Genomic DNA, 13,721 nt, shown 5'->3' on the forward strand with positions numbered 1-13,721 from the left:
AACTGCGCAACGCCGAGGAGCTCTACGCCCGCCACGGCATCGCCCACCTCAACTCCGCGTTCATGTCCGTCGAGGAGATCTCCGCCACCATCCTCCAGCGCATGGACCTCACCGAGACCGACCACCGATGAGACCGACCGCCAACGGTCACGACCCAGCACACCCGCAGCACCCACCTGAGGGCAGCCTCGCCGCACCGGCCGCGAACCTCCCCACCGGTATCCCCGGTGCGGTGGGCCCCGCGATCCCGGCCCGCGCCGGCCTCCGACCCCACGCGCCGAAGCCCCGCTCTCCGCTCTTCCTCCCTCTTCTGCAAACTCGCGGGGAGGGGAAGGCGGGGGAGGGTCACCAGATGTGTATGCGGTCCTCGGGGGGCAGCCACATGCCGTCCCCCGGGCGGGTGCCGAAGGTGTCGTGGAAGGCGTCCATGTTGCGCACCACCCCGTTGCAGCGGAACTCGTCCGGGGCGTGCGGGTCCGTGGCCAGCCGGTTGATCCGCTCCTGGGCCCGGGCCGTGGAGCGACGGAGGGCCGCGTGGGCGCAGAAGAACCGCTGCGCCCCGGTCAGCCCGTCCAGCACCGGCGCGCCGGCCAGATCCAGGCCCCGTTCGGCGAGGGACCGGCGGTAGGCCGCGAGCGCGATCTCCAGGCCGCCGAGGTCGCCGATGTTCTCGCCCAGGGTGAAGGCCCCGCTCACGTGGTGCTCCGCCGGGTCCAGCCCCCGCGGGGTGAAGCCGTCGTACTGTGCCACGAGCGCGGCGGTGCGCCGGGCGAACTCGGCGCGGTCCTCGTCCGTCCACCAGTTCTCCAGGTGCCCGCGGCCGTCGTAGCGGGAGCCCTGGTCGTCGAACCCGTGGCCGATCTCGTGTCCGATCACGGCCCCGATCGCGCCGTAGTTCACGGCGTCGTCGGCCTCCGGGTCGAAGTACGGGGGCTGCAGGATCGCGGCGGGGAAGACGACCTCGTTGAGCACGGGGTGGAAATAGGCGTTGACCCAGTGCGGTTGCAGCAACCACTCGTCCCCGTCCCCGGCCGTGCCCATCGTGGCGAGGACGCGGTCGTGCTCGAGGGCCAGCCCGGAGCGGACGTTGCCGAGCAGGTCCGCCGGGTCCAGCACCAGGGAGGAGTAGTCCCGCCACGCGCGGGGACAGCCGGTCTTGACCGTGAACGCGGCCAGCTTCTCCAGGGCCCGGGCCCGTGTCGCCTCGGACATCCAGTCCAGCCCGGCGATGCGCTCCCGGTACGCGTCCAGCAGGTGCCCCACGAGCTGCTCCACCCGCTGCCGGTGCTCCGCCGGGAACCAGCGGGCCACATAGCCGCGGGCGACGTCGTCGCCGAGCACCCGGGTGACGAGGAACTCGGCGCGCTTCCACCGCTCCCGCGGCCGGACGGTCCCCGCCAGTGCGGTGCCGTAGAAGCGGAAGTTCTCCTCGACGAAGGACCGGGGCAGGAACGGGGCGCGCCGGGAGACGGTCCGCCAGGACAGCCACAGGCGGATCTGCTCCTCGGACCACTCCTCCCACAGCCGGCCCAGGGCCGTCACGAAGGACGGCTGGCGGACGATGACCCGGTCGAAGGCCGCCGGGCCGTGTCCGGGGGCCGCGCCCTCGAGCCACGCCGTCCACGGGAACCCCGGCGCCAGGGCGCGCAGGCCGGCGACGTCGACCGGGTTGTACATCCGCTCGACGTCCCGGGCCTCGACGGCGTCCCAGTGCGCCGCCGCGAGCCGGGTCTCCATGGCCAGCACCGTGGCCGCGGCCTCCGCGGCGGTCGTGCCCCCGCGCCCGGGCAGACCCGCCAGGTCGAGCATCGCCGCGACGTGCTCCGCGAACCGCAGGCGCAGCTCCTCGTGCACGGAGTCCGAGTAGTACGAGCGCGTGGGCAGGGACAGCCCGCCCTGGCACAGGAAGAACGACCGCCGCGAGGAGTCCCGGGGGTCGTTGTCCACGAAGAAGGCCAGGAACCCGTCCACGCCCGTGCGGTGGAGGGCGGCCGAGGCCCGGGCGAGGTCCTCCTTGCCGACCGCCGCCTCGAGCACCTCGAGGTCCGGGTCCAGCGCGGCGAGGCCGCGCCGCTCGATCTCCTCCTCGTCGAGGAAGGAGCGGTACAGCACCTCCGTCCGGGACCCGGTGGGGGCGGCCCGGATGACCTCGTGGACGCGCTCGGCGGTGCGCTCGGTCAGCTCCGCGGCGACGCCGTCGTAGGAGCGGTCCTCCGGCAGTTCGTGGGCCTCGATCCAGGTTCCGCTGACGTGACGGTGGAGGTCGTCCTGCGGGCGCACCCCGGGGTGGACGTGCCGCAGCTCGAGGCGGGAGACGGTGCTCACGGGACCATCCTGCCCCGTCAGGGGGCGCGAACCCGCCACGGGCGTCCTCCGCGTGGCGTGCTCGTCCCGGGGCCCGGCCGACGGCGCGCCGGCCGGGCCCCGGGACGGCGGGTCAGCTCTCGGCCGGCTCCGGGCTGGCGGCGCCCGACTCGGAGTTCTCCGCGGAGCCCAGCCACTCGGCCTTGAGCTCCTCGAGGGTGCCGTCCTCCTCCATCGCGCTCAGCGACTCGTTCACCTTCTCCAGCAGCGCCGTGTTGCCGGTCTTGACCGCCAGGCCCAGCTCCTCGCCGGTCTCGATCTCCTCCACGAGCTCCAGCTCGGGGTTGTCGTCGATCGCGGGGCCGGCCACGGAGATGTTGGCGACCACGGCCTCGACGTCGCCGGTGTTCAGCCCCTGGATCATGAGGGCGGAGTCCTCGTACTGGACGACGTCCGCGCCGTTCTCCCGGGCGTGGTCCTCGCCGGTGGTGGCCTGCTGGGCGCCCACCCGGCGGCCCTCGATGTCGGCCACGGACCCGATGTCGGAGCCCGGGGCCACGAGCAGACCCAGGTTGTCCTCGACGTAGGGCTGCGAGAAGTCCATGACGGACTCGCGCTCCTCGTTGATGGTCATGCCCGACGCCGCGAGATCGCACTGGTCGGTGTCGAGCGCGGAGCCCGTCTCGATGGCCTCGAAGGACGTGGTGATGATGTTCGGCTCGACGCCGAGGTCCTCGGCGATGCGGTTCACCAGGTCGATGTCGAAGCCCACGGTCTCGCCGTCCTCGACGTACTCGAACGGCGCGTAGGGAATGTCCGAGCACACCGTCAGGGTCCCCGGCTGGATCAGGTTCACCTCGCCGCCGCCCTCGGACTCCGCGCCTCCGTCCCCGTCCCCGCCGGCGCACGCGCTCAGGGCCAGTGCGGAGACGGCCAGCACGGACAGGGTCGCCGCCCCGTGGAACCTGCTCTTCATGGATCTGTCCTTCCCTCGGGAGGTGGCCGGCCGCACGCGGCGGTGACCGGTGAGCAGCCGACCGATGAATGTGCCTCGGTGAATGTGCCTCAGTGTAGGGGGCCGTGACGGGGCCGGCGCGCTCCGGCGCCGGTTTCGGCACAATGGGCTCATGACACGGACGGAATCCCCGGAGCAGCCCACCAGTGTGCGGGTGGACGTGTGGCTGTGGGCGGTACGCGTGTTCAAGACCCGCTCCGCCGCCACGACCGCCTGCCGGGCCGGTCACGTGAAGATCGACGGGACCTCGGTGAAGGCCGCCCAGCCGGTGCGGCCCGGGCAGCGGGTGACGGTGCGGCGGCCCGGCCACGAGCAGGTCCTGGAGGTCGTGCGGCTGCTCACCAAGCGGGTGGGCGCGCCCGTGGCCGCGACGGCCTACGTGGACCACAGCGCGCCCCGGCCGCCGGCCCGGTACGCCGCCGTTCCGCGCCGGGACCGGGGCGCCGGGCGCCCCACCAAGAAGGACCGCCGGGAGATGGACCGCCTGCGCCGCCTCTGATCCGGGGCGCGTCATGTTCCGTGCCCGTTCCCAGGAACAGGCAGGATGGTCCCGAGCGCACATGTGCCGCGGGTCACGTCGCCGTCCGGTGGTCCGGCCCGCGGCCGGAACGAAGGAGAACCATTCATGGCACTTCTCGACACGTCGGTCTGGAACGGCAAGATCTATGTGGACGGCTGGCGCGACGGCCGCGGCGGCACGGAGGACGTCAAGAACCCCTCCACGGACGAGACGCTCGGCCAGATCGGGCACGCCTCCCCGGAGGACGTGTACGAGGCCGCGGAGAAGGCCGCCGCGGCGCAGCAGCAGTGGGCCGCGCTGAAGCCCTCGGAGCGCGCCGGGGTGCTGCGCCGGGCGGGCCTGCTGTTCGAGGAGCACGTCGAGGAGGTCATGGACTGGGTGGTCCGGGAGACCGGCGCGATCCAGCCCAAGGCCGGGCTCGAGGCCTCCGTCGCCGCGGCGGAGTGCTACGAGGCCTCCGCGCTGCCCACCCTCCCGCACGGCGAGTACCTTCCCTCCGACGCCCCGCACTGGTCGCTGTCCCGCCGGGTGCCGGCCGGCGTGGTCTCGGTCATCTCGCCCTTCAACTTCCCCCTGATCCTCTCGATCCGTTCCGTGGCCCCCGCTCTGGCCCTCGGCAACGCGGTGCTGCTCAAGCCGGACCCGCGCACCTCGGTGGCCGGAGGAGCACTCATCATGCGGGTCCTCGAGGAGGCCGGGCTGCCGCCCGGCGTGCTCCAGCTGGTGCCCGGCGGCGGGGACGTCGGAGCCGCCACCGTCGAGGCGCCCCAGGTGCGGATCGTGTCCTTCACGGGGTCCACGGCGGCCGGCCGGCACGTGGGCGCCGCGGCGGCGCAGCACCTCAAGCGCGCCCACCTGGAGCTCGGCGGCAACAACGCCGTGATCGTCCTGCCCGGGGCCGACGTGGACCTGGCCGCGGGCGTCGGGGCGATGGGCTCGTTCTTCCACCAGGGCCAGATCTGCATGACCACCGGGCGCCACCTCGTGCACGAGGACCTGCACGACGAGTACGTGGACAAGCTCGCGGCCAAGGCCGAGGCCCTCGTGGTCGGCGACCCCTCCGCGGGGCCCGTGCACATGGGACCGATCATCGACGAGCGCCAGCTCAAGGCCATCGACGCGATCGTGCAGGAGACCGCCATCGCAGGCGCCCGGGTGGTCGCCGGGGGCAGCCACGAGGGGCTGTTCTACCGGCCGACCGTGCTCAGCGAGCTGACCCACGAGATGACGGCGTGGAAGGACGAGATCTTCGGGCCGGTCGCCCCCGTCATGAAGGTCTCGGGCACCGAGGAGGCCATCGAGTACGCCAACGCCTCGGAGTACGGGCTCTCGGTCTCCGTCATCGGCGACGTCGGCGAGGCGCTGAAGGTCGCCGACCGGGTCCACTCCGGCAAGATCCACATCAACGAGATGACCGTGGCGGACGAGGCGAACGCCCCGTTCGGCGGGACGGGGTCCTCGGGCACCGGATCGCGGTTCGGCGGGCCGACCGCCAACATCGAGGCCTTCACCGAGACGCAGTGGATCACGATCAGCCCGGACGTCCCGCAGTACCCGTTCTGACCGGTGCCCGGGGTGCGGGAGGTGGCCGCTAGCCTGGTCCGGTGACCACGACCTCCCGCTCCCGGGACCTCAACCGGCAGATCCTCGCCCTGGCCGTCCCGGCCTTCGGGGCGCTCGTGGCGGAGCCGCTGTTCCTGCTGGCGGACTCCGCGATCGTCGGCCACCTCGGCACCCCCGAGCTCGCGGGGGTGGGCGTGGCCGCCGCCGTGCTGCAGACGGTCGTCGGGCTCATGGTGTTCCTCGCCTACAGCACCACCCCGGCGGTCGCCCGGCACCTCGGCGCCGGCCGGCTGCCGGAGGCCGTGGCGGTGGGCCGGGACGGGCTGTGGGTGGCCGCGGGCCTCGGGGTGGTCCTCTCCGCCGCCGGGTGGGTGGCGGCACGGCCGCTGCTGCGGGCGATGGGCGCGCGCGGCGAGGTGCTGGAGCACGCCGTGGTCTACCTGCACTGGTCCCTGCCCGGGCTGACCGCCATGCTCCTCGTGCTGGCGGCCACCGGCGTGCTGCGCGGGATGCAGGACACGCGGACCCCGCTGCTCATCGCCGGGGTCGGCGCGGCGTCCAACGCCGGGCTCAACCTCCTGCTGGTGCACGGCGTGGGCCTGGGCGTCGCCGGCGCCGCGATCGGCACGAGCGCCGTGCAGTGGGCCATGGCCCTGGCCTACCTCGTGATCCTGCGCACGGCGGCCCGGGAGCACGGGGTGGGGCCGGCGACGTCGTGGGTCCGGCTGCGCACCCACCTCGCCGTGGGCTCCTGGCTCATGCTCCGCACGGTCTCCCTGCGGGCCGCCATCCTCGCGACCGTCCTGGTCGTCACGGCCCAGGGCGCGCAGAACCTCGCCGCCCACCAGCTCGTGATGACGGTCTTCAGCTTCCTGGCCTACGCCCTGGACGCCCTGGCCATCGCGGCGCAGGCCCTGCTGGGCCGCGACATGGGTGCCCGGGACGTCGGGGACCCGGCCGAGCGCCGGGCCGTGCGCGCGCTCATGAACCGGCTCGTGCTGTGGGGGCTGGGCTTCGGCGTCGTGACCGGGCTGGTCGTGGCGGTGGCCGGCACGCGGCTGGGCTTCCTGCTCACCCCCGACCCGGCGGTCCAGGCCCTGTTCGCGGCCGCCCTGCTCGTGGTGGCGGCCGGCCAGCCGCTGGCCGCCTACGTGTTCGTCCTCGACGGCGTGCTCATCGGGGCGGGGGACGCCCGCTACCTCGCGCTGGCCGGGGTGCTCAACCTCGCCGTCTACGGCCCCCTGCTGCTCCTCGTGGCGACCACGGCCGGATCGGGCACCGGCGGGCTCGTGTGGCTGTGGACCGCGTACGCGGGCGGATACCTGGGGGCCCGTGCGCTGACCCTGGGGCTGCGGGCCCGGGGAGACGCCTGGCTGCTCCGGAACGCTCGGTAACAACGCGGACTCGCCCGGGAAGCGTGCCGTGGATCACTTACGATGCAAAGTATGAACAGTGACTCCAGCACAGCGAACCAGCCCACCGGCGGACACGACGTCGTGGTCGTCGCGGTCGACGGCTCGGACCAGGCCCGTCACGCTCTCGACCGGGCCCTCGAGGAAGCCAGGGCCCACGACTTCTCGATCCGCCTGGTCGGGGCCTACCCCGTCATCGGCGTCGGGGATCCCGGCCTCGAGATGCGCTTCACGGACGCGGTGATGAAGGAGAACGCCGAGAACCTCGCCGAGGCGCGGCAGGTCGCCGAGGCGGCCGGCCTGCCCGTGGAGGCGGTCGAGGCCGCGGGCGACGCCGCCAAGGCCGTCGTCGAGCAGTCGGGCGAGGCCGCCCTCGTCGTCATGGGCAAGCGCGGCCGCGGCGGCGCCCTGCGCGGTCGTCTCGGCTCCGTGTCCGCGGCGGTCGCGGCGCACGCCAAGTGCCCGGTGATCATCGTCCCGGAGGCCGCCGAGGCCAAGCACACCGAGCGCCACCTGGGCGCCGGCGACCTCGCGCTCGAGGCCGACGGGCCGGTGAAGGCGGAGAAGGTCGACTTCAGCGGCCGTGTGGTCGTCGGCCTGGACGCCCTGGGCTCTCGCAACCCGGCGCTCGCCCAGGCGATGGAGTACGCGCAGGAGCACGGCAAGCCCCTCGCGCTGGTCTCCGTGAACGGCGCGCTCTCCGGGACCCCCGAGTGGTTCCAGGACGAGTTCAACCAGGCCCGGTACTTCCAGGAGGCGGACCGCAAGCTCACCGAGATCTCCGACGAGATCGCCGCGGAGCACCCCGAGCTCACCGTCGAGCACCACATCTTCGTCGGGCGCCCCGGACGCATCCTCACGAACGCCACGCGGTCCGCGGACCTGGTCGTGGTCGGCTCCCGTGGCATCGGTGGGTTCCGCGGGCTGCTCCTCGGCTCGGTCTCCCAGGCCGTGCTGGACAACGCGTCCGGACCCGTCATGGTGGTGCCCTCGCGCCGGGCCTGACCCGGCGCCACCGGCAGGAGCCCGCCCCCCACCCCACGGCAGGAAGCAGCGACAGATGGCCGAGCAGATCGTCGTCGGGTACGACGGCTCCGAGAACAGCGACCGCGCCCTGGACTGGGCCGTCCGAGAGGCCGAGGCCTCCGCGGGCGAGCTCAAGGTCGTGGTCTCGATGGGCCGGCCGGTGGCCGTGGACCCCAGCCTGTACGGGCCGTTCCTGGAGGCGATCGAGGAGGAGGCCGAGAAGACCGCCGCCCGCGCCGTCGACCGGGCCCGTGCCCGGGGGGTCGCGGCCGTGGGCGTGGTGGAGCGCGGCGACGCCGCCGGCGTCCTGGTCGGCGAGTCGGAGGGAGCCTCCGTCCTCGTGCTGGGCCGCCGCGGCCGGCACGGCGTGCGCGGCCGGCTGGGCTCGGTCTCCGCCGCGGCCTCGGCGCACGCCGCGTGCCCCGTGGTGGTCGTGCCGGGCGGCGCCCGCGAGCTCGTTCCGGGGCCCCTGGAGGGCCGGGTGGTGGCCTGCGTGGACCGGCTCGGAGCGGACAACCCGGCGGTGTGGGCGGCCGCCCGGCACGCGGAGCGCCACGGCCTCGGACTGGCCCTGCTCACGGTGGCGCCCGACGCCGTGAGCGTCCCCACGGGTTCCCCGGAGCTGGATCTCGCCGTCAGCGAGCAGCTCGCCGAACCCGCGCGGGCGCTCGTGGAGCAGGTCGCCGAGGCGGCGCGGGAGGACCACCCGGGGCTGGACGTGCTGACGGCCGTGCGCACCGGGCCCCCCGCCGAACGGCTCGCCGAGGCGAGCCGTTCGGCGGAGCTCCTCGTGCTGGGCAGCCGGGGCTACGGCGGGTTCCGGGGGCTGCTCATGGGCTCCGTCTCGCAGGCCGTGCTGGCGGACAGCGAGGCTCCGGTGATGGTGGTCCCCACCCGCAGGCCGCGCTGAGCGCGCCCCGGTCCGCCCACCCCGGTTTCTCACACTCCCGTCGAGTGCACACGTGATGCCGTGTTTTCGGTGACGGAGATCGACATCGCGTGTGCGCTCAACGGGCGCGAGGTGCTCCCCGGGGCGCGAGAGAGGTGCTCGTCGGGGCGCGACGGGCCGCGAACGGGGTCAGGCGGCCAGCGCGCGCCGGGCGGCCACGAGCTCCAGCAGGTGCCGGTGCACCGTGGTCTCCCCGGTCAGCTCGGGGTGGAACGAGATCCCGAGGACGTTCCCGCTCGCGACGGCGACCACCTGGCCGCGGTGGCGGGCCAGGACCGCGACGCCCTCGCCCACCCGGGTGACCACCGGAGCGCGGATGAACGCCGTCCGGACCGCGGCCCCGTCCTCGCCCCACGCGAGCTCGACCTCCTCGGAGGCCGTCTGGGAGCCGAAGGCGTTGCGGGCGACGGTGACGTCCAGGACCTCGAGGGTCCGCTGGCCGGGGGCGGGGTCCTCGATGCCGGAGGAGAGCAGGATCAGCCCGGCGCAGGTGCCCAGCGTGGGCAGCCCCTCGAGGATCACGCCCCGCAGCGGCTCGCGCAGCCCGAACAGGCGCAGCAGCCGGTCCACGGTCGAGGACTCCCCGCCGGGCAGGACGATCGCGTCCAGCCCGGCGAGCTGCTCCGCGGTCCGGACCAGCACGGGCTCCGCGCCGAGCTCCTCGAGCATCCGGGCGTGCTCGGCCACCCCGCCCTGGAGGGCGAGGACGCCCACCCGGGGCGCCGGAGTCACCAGCCGCGCTCCGCGAGCCGGTGCGGCGCGGCGAGGTCGGCCACGTTGATCCCGACCATCGCCTCGCCGAGCCCGCGGGAGGCCTCGGCGATCTTCTCGGGGTCGTCGAAGTACGCGGTGGCCTTCACGATGGCCTGGGCGCGGGCCGCGGGGTTGCCGGACTTGAAGATGCCGGAGCCCACGAACACGCCGTCGGCGCCGAGCTGCATCATCATCGCGGCGTCCGCGGGCGTGGCCACACCGCCGGCGGTGAACAGCACCACGGGCAGCTTCCCGGTGCGGGCGACCTCGAGGACGATGTCGTAGGGGGCGGCGAGCTCCTTCGCCTTGACGTAGAGGGCGTCCGGGGAGACCTTGTGGACGGCCTGCAGCTCGGCGATCTCGCCGCGGATCGTGCGGATGTGCTTGGTCGCCTCGGACACGTCGCCGGTGCCGGCCTCGCCCTTGGAGCGGATCATGGCCGCACCCTCGGCGATCCGGCGCAGGGCCTCGCCCAGGTTGGTGGCCCCGCACACGAACGGGACGGTGAAACGCTGCTTGTCGATGTGGTTCACGTAGTCGGCGGGGGAGAGGACCTCGGACTCGTCGATGTAGTCCACCTCGAGGTGCTCGAGCACCTGGGCCTCCACGAAGTGCCCGATCCGGACCTTCGCCATGACGGGGATCGAGACGGCGGCCTGGATGCCCTCGATGAGGTCGGGGTCGGACATGCGGGCCACGCCGCCCTGGGCGCGGATGTCGGCGGGCACGCGCTCGAGCGCCATGACGGCCACGGCGCCGGCGTCCTCGGCGATGCGCGCCTGCTCGGCCGTGACGACGTCCATGATGACGCCGCCCTTGAGCATGTCGGCCAGCCCGCGCTTGACGAGCGGGGAACCGGTGAGCGGGGTGGCGCTCCCGGCGGCGGGGCGGGAGGAGTTCTGGGCGGCAGCAGTCTGCAGATCGGTCATGCCCCCATTCTGCGGAGTGAAGTGGTCCATGAACAAGTCCACCAACCGTAGAATCTGTTGGACCACCCGCCGGGGAAGCGCCGGGCACCGGCCCGGAGGCCTCAGGCCGTCCCGGTGACGGCCGGGCCCCGGGACGCAGCAGGCCCGGGAAGCGGAGCAGGCCCGGGAAGGGGCCGGAACCGGGAAGGAGCAGAACCGTGCGCCACCCCCACGACGTGGAGCTGCCGGTGCGCGTGGACCGCGCCGACCCCGCACCCCTGCCCGCCCAGCTCGTCCAGCAGCTGCGGGAGCTCGTGGTCTCCGGGGCCCTGCGTCCCGGGGACCCGCTGCCCTCCACGCGGGGCCTCGCGGCCCGGCTGGGCATCTCTCGCGGATCGGTGGTCACCGCCTACGACCAGCTCCACGGCGAGGGCTACCTGCACGCCACGAACGGGGCCACGGTCGTCCACCCGGACCTGGCGCGCTCGCGGGTCGAGCCCCCCGCCGCCCGCCCCGGACCCGTCCGGTCGCCGGCGCCCCCGCGCCGGGCACGGGCGCGCCCGGTGATCGATCTCACGCCCGGGCGCCCGGACACCGCGCGGCTGGCGACGCCGCAGTGGCGGGCCGCGTGGCGTGACGCCGCCGCCGCCGCCGGGACCGCCGCCCCGCCCCCGCAGGGCTCCCGGGAGCTGCGCGAGCAGATCGTCGAGCACCTGCGGCTGATGCGCGGGGTGGTCCGGGATCCCGCGGACCTGTTCGTCACGGCGGGCGCCCGGGACGGCCTGCAGCTGCTGCTGGGGGTGCTCGGCGCGCACGCCGGCCGTCGGCTGCGGGTGGCCGTCGAGGACCCCGGCTACCCCTCGCTGCGCCGCGTGCCGGAGCGGCTCGGCCACGAGGTGCTGCCGGTCCCGATCGACGACCACGGCCTCGACCCGGCGCACCTGCCCTCCGGCGCGTGGTCGGGGGCGGGGCGGTGGGAGGTCGAGCGCGCCCCCGACGCGGTGGTCGTCACTCCCAGCCACCAGTACCCCCTGGGGGCGTCGATGCCCGCGGCCCGCCGGCTCGAGCTGCTGGCCTGGGCCCGGGCGCAGGACGCGCTGGTCGTCGAGGACGACTACGACTCCGAGCTGCGCTACGTGGGCGAACCGCTGCCGGCCCTCGCCTCGCTGGACCGTCCTCCGGGTGCCGTCCCCGAGCCGCCCGCGCCCGGCCGGCTGCTGGGCACCGGCGGGCACGTGGCCACGCTGGGGTCCTTCACCAAGGTCCTCGCCCCCGGCCTGGGCGTGGGCTACCTGCTCGCCCCGCCCGCGCTCCGGGAGGAGCTGCTGTGGCTGCGCACGGACCTGGGGAACCCGGCGTCGGCGGTCGTCCAGGACGCGATGGCACGCTTTCTCGCCGGCGGCGGGCTGCGCCGGCACACGGCCCGGATGCGCCGCGAGTACCGGCGCCGGCGGGACCTGCTCACCGGCGCGCTCAGGGACGTCGAGGGCGTGCGGGCCGTGCCGATGGACGGGGGGCTGCACGCCGTCCTCGAGTTCACCGGCGAGGTCCCGCTCGACGAGCAGGACGTGGTCGCCCGCGCCGCCGCGGCAGGGGTGCGGGTCGCGGCGCTGGGCTCCTACTGGGCCCACGGCGCCGGGGGCGGCCGGCGCGGCGTCGTCGTCGGCTTCGGCGCCACGGGCGCGGCCCCCGAGGGGGAGGCCCTGACCGAGGGGCTCGAGGCCCTCGCGCGGGTGCTGGCGGGGCCCGGGCACGGCGCCGGTCGTTAGACTGTCCCCGGCCCGCGGGCCTCCCCGCACCCTCCGAAAGGCGCACCGTGCACCCCGACCCGAGCACCGGCATCCACCGCGACCTCTTCGCGCCCACGCTCGTGCGCGCGCTCGTGGCGCTGGTCTTCGCCGCGGTGACCATCTTCTGGCAGCAGCCGACCCTCGCCGTCGTGGCCTGGGGCACGGGCCTGTGGCTGGCGCTCACCGGGGCGGCGAGCATCCTCCTGCAGCTGCGGCTCAACGGCAACGACGCCGTGGACCTGGGGCCCAGCCGGCAGATCCCGCAGTCCTACGGCCTGCTCTACGTCGTGGGCGGGGTCCTCACGGTCCTGGGCGGGGACAGCGCCGGCGGCATCGTGCTCTCCGCGGGCCTGATCATGGGCTTCGCCGGCCTCACGGAGCTGGCCCTGGGGCTGAAGTTCCGCACCACGTTCCCGCTGGGGCGGGACTGGACCATCGCCGGGCTCGCGACGGTGTTCGCCGCCACGGGCCTCGTGCTCGTGGCGGACCTCGGCCCGAAGGCGCTCTTCGGGGTGGTGGGAGCGGCCGCGGTCGTCATCGGGGTCACGCACCTGCTGGCCGCCCTGACCCTCCGGCACGAGGACCGCCGGGGACGGGCGCCGGCGGGAACGGCGTAGACTGGTCAACCGCACGGCGGGCCCCGCCCCGCCGGCGGAACCGGTTCACGAGGAGGACGAGTGGCACAGCGCAAGGGCTCGAGAGGCGGCCCCGGGGCCGACGTCAAGGGACCCCTGATCCTCTCCGGGGTGCTCGCGGCGGTCGTGTTCGGAGCCGTCGCGATCTTCGCCAGCGGCGGCACCGACAACCCCCTGCGCCTGGACCTCGCCTTCGTCGCCGCCGGCGTCGTGTTCATCGTGACGCTCGTGGTCAGCGCGACGCTCATGATCGTCGAGAAGCCCAACGACCCGCACCTCGGCCGGGGGACCGGTGTGAACCGCTCCTCCGCGAAGCTCTACGCCGAGGCCCGCGCCCGTCGCCGGGCCGCCGGGGCGCCCTCCGGGGAGGGCGGCGAGCCCGCCGAGGAGGCCGAGTTCGGCCAGCGCGTCCGCCCGGACACGGTCGGCGAGGGCCTCCCGGGCCGTGACCCCGCCGACGGCTCCGGGCCCGCGCGGCGCCCCGCGGACGGCGACGACGACGGACCCGCGCGCGCCTGACCCGCGGCCGGCGGGGCCTTGGCCGCCGGGCCGCCGCTCACTGGATTTGGAGCCGTGAGCAGCAGCGGCCCACGCCCGTGGGATCCGCGGAACGGGAGCACGGATGAGCAACCGGTCGACCCCGCCGGAGGACTCCGCCGGCCGGCCGGAGTGCCTGGACACCGAGGGCTTCGAGCAGGCCGTCGACGAGCGCCTGGGACGGCAGCACGACGGGCAGGAGACCACCGGCGGCGACGTGGCCCAGGAGCAGAACAAGGAGGAGCTGCCTCCGCTCGGGGAGCAGGAGGACAGCCCCGTCAACCCCGGCACCGCAGACGGCTGAGCGGC

General features: G+C 74.7%; 13 protein-coding genes. 9 read left to right on the forward strand and 4 right to left on the reverse strand.

Translation table 11 applies throughout. The features are described from left to right. Positions 1-345 precede the first annotated feature (345 nt). Positions 346-2,325: a M13-type metalloendopeptidase gene (locus tag ACH9EU_RS16080; protein ID WP_396414910.1), complete on the reverse strand. Its 1,980-nt coding sequence runs from the start codon at positions 2,323-2,325 to the stop codon at positions 346-348. 112 nt (positions 2,326-2,437) lie between these two features. Next, positions 2,438-3,280, reverse strand: coding sequence for a transporter substrate-binding domain-containing protein (locus ACH9EU_RS16085; RefSeq protein ID WP_396414911.1), 843 nt, complete (start codon positions 3,278-3,280; stop codon positions 2,438-2,440). 151 nt (positions 3,281-3,431) lie between these two features. On the opposite strand from ACH9EU_RS16085, the gene ACH9EU_RS16090 reads away from it, so the two are divergent. The 5 genes from ACH9EU_RS16090 to ACH9EU_RS16110 all read left to right on the forward strand — a co-directional run bounded on the left by ACH9EU_RS16090 (position 3,432) and on the right by ACH9EU_RS16110 (position 8,750). After that, complete coding sequence (locus ACH9EU_RS16090; protein WP_396414912.1) at positions 3,432-3,818, forward strand: S4 domain-containing protein; 387 nt, start codon at positions 3,432-3,434, stop codon at positions 3,816-3,818. A 126-nt stretch (positions 3,819-3,944) separates the two neighbouring features. Next, the gene (locus ACH9EU_RS16095) at positions 3,945-5,402 is read left to right on the forward strand and encodes an aldehyde dehydrogenase family protein (protein ID WP_396414913.1); all 1,458 of its coding nucleotides are present in this window, start codon (positions 3,945-3,947) and stop codon (positions 5,400-5,402) included. A 41-nt stretch (positions 5,403-5,443) separates the two neighbouring features. Next, complete coding sequence (locus ACH9EU_RS16100) at positions 5,444-6,796, forward strand: MATE family efflux transporter (RefSeq protein WP_396414914.1); 1,353 nt, start codon at positions 5,444-5,446, stop codon at positions 6,794-6,796. A 51-nt stretch (positions 6,797-6,847) separates the two neighbouring features. Further along, on the forward strand, positions 6,848-7,819 hold the full coding sequence (locus tag ACH9EU_RS16105) for a universal stress protein (protein WP_396414915.1): 972 nt from the start codon (positions 6,848-6,850) through the stop codon (positions 7,817-7,819). A 55-nt stretch (positions 7,820-7,874) separates the two neighbouring features. After that, positions 7,875-8,750, forward strand: coding sequence for a universal stress protein (locus ACH9EU_RS16110; protein WP_396414916.1), 876 nt, complete (start codon positions 7,875-7,877; stop codon positions 8,748-8,750). A gap of 168 nt (positions 8,751-8,918) precedes the next feature. Here the strand turns inward: ACH9EU_RS16110 and pdxT are convergent, their stop codons facing one another. Further along, positions 8,919-9,521 carry a pyridoxal 5'-phosphate synthase glutaminase subunit PdxT gene (gene pdxT / locus ACH9EU_RS16115; RefSeq protein WP_396414917.1) on the reverse strand — a complete coding sequence of 201 codons (603 nt, stop codon included), beginning with the start codon at positions 9,519-9,521 and terminating at the stop codon, positions 8,919-8,921. Continuing rightward, positions 9,518-10,471 (reverse strand): pyridoxal 5'-phosphate synthase lyase subunit PdxS, encoded by a 954-nt coding sequence (gene pdxS, locus ACH9EU_RS16120; protein ID WP_396414918.1) that lies wholly within the window; start codon positions 10,469-10,471, stop codon positions 9,518-9,520. The genes pdxT and pdxS overlap by 4 nt, the downstream gene beginning before the upstream one ends. 197 nt (positions 10,472-10,668) lie before the next feature. Between pdxS and pdxR the strand changes: the two genes are divergently transcribed. The 4 genes from pdxR (at position 10,669) to ACH9EU_RS16140 (ending at position 13,716) form a co-directional block, all read left to right on the forward strand. Beyond that, the gene (gene pdxR / locus ACH9EU_RS16125) at positions 10,669-12,219 is read left to right on the forward strand and encodes a MocR-like pyridoxine biosynthesis transcription factor PdxR (protein ID WP_396414919.1); all 1,551 of its coding nucleotides are present in this window, start codon (positions 10,669-10,671) and stop codon (positions 12,217-12,219) included. Positions 12,220-12,266: 47 nt separating this feature from the next. After that, entirely contained in the window at positions 12,267-12,857 is a 591-nt protein-coding gene (locus ACH9EU_RS16130) for a hypothetical protein (RefSeq protein ID WP_396414920.1), read from the forward strand. 60 nt (positions 12,858-12,917) lie between these two features. Continuing rightward, the gene (locus tag ACH9EU_RS16135) at positions 12,918-13,394 is read left to right on the forward strand and encodes a hypothetical protein (RefSeq protein WP_396414921.1); all 477 of its coding nucleotides are present in this window, start codon (positions 12,918-12,920) and stop codon (positions 13,392-13,394) included. A 103-nt stretch (positions 13,395-13,497) separates the two neighbouring features. After that, positions 13,498-13,716: a hypothetical protein gene (locus ACH9EU_RS16140; protein ID WP_396414922.1), complete on the forward strand. Its 219-nt coding sequence runs from the start codon at positions 13,498-13,500 to the stop codon at positions 13,714-13,716. Positions 13,717-13,721: the final 5 nt, after the last annotated feature.

It is taken from the genome of Kocuria rhizosphaerae, from assembly GCF_044462265.1.
GTDB lineage: Bacteria > Actinomycetota > Actinomycetes > Actinomycetales > Micrococcaceae > Kocuria > Kocuria rhizosphaerae.

Coding starts and splice junctions, on each gene's coding strand:
- pdxS (WP_396414918.1), bottom strand. CDS start 10,471: ATGACCGATCTGCAGACTGCTGCCGCCCAGAACTCCTCCCGCCCCGCC.
- ACH9EU_RS16085 (WP_396414911.1), bottom strand. CDS start 3,280: ATGAAGAGCAGGTTCCACGGGGCGGCGACCCTGTCCGTGCTGGCCGTC.
- ACH9EU_RS16095 (WP_396414913.1), top strand. CDS start 3,945: ATGGCACTTCTCGACACGTCGGTCTGGAACGGCAAGATCTATGTGGAC.
- ACH9EU_RS16090 (WP_396414912.1), top strand. CDS start 3,432: ATGACACGGACGGAATCCCCGGAGCAGCCCACCAGTGTGCGGGTGGAC.
- ACH9EU_RS16110 (WP_396414916.1), top strand. CDS start 7,875: ATGGCCGAGCAGATCGTCGTCGGGTACGACGGCTCCGAGAACAGCGAC.
- ACH9EU_RS16105 (WP_396414915.1), top strand. CDS start 6,848: ATGAACAGTGACTCCAGCACAGCGAACCAGCCCACCGGCGGACACGAC.
- ACH9EU_RS16140 (WP_396414922.1), top strand. CDS start 13,498: ATGAGCAACCGGTCGACCCCGCCGGAGGACTCCGCCGGCCGGCCGGAG.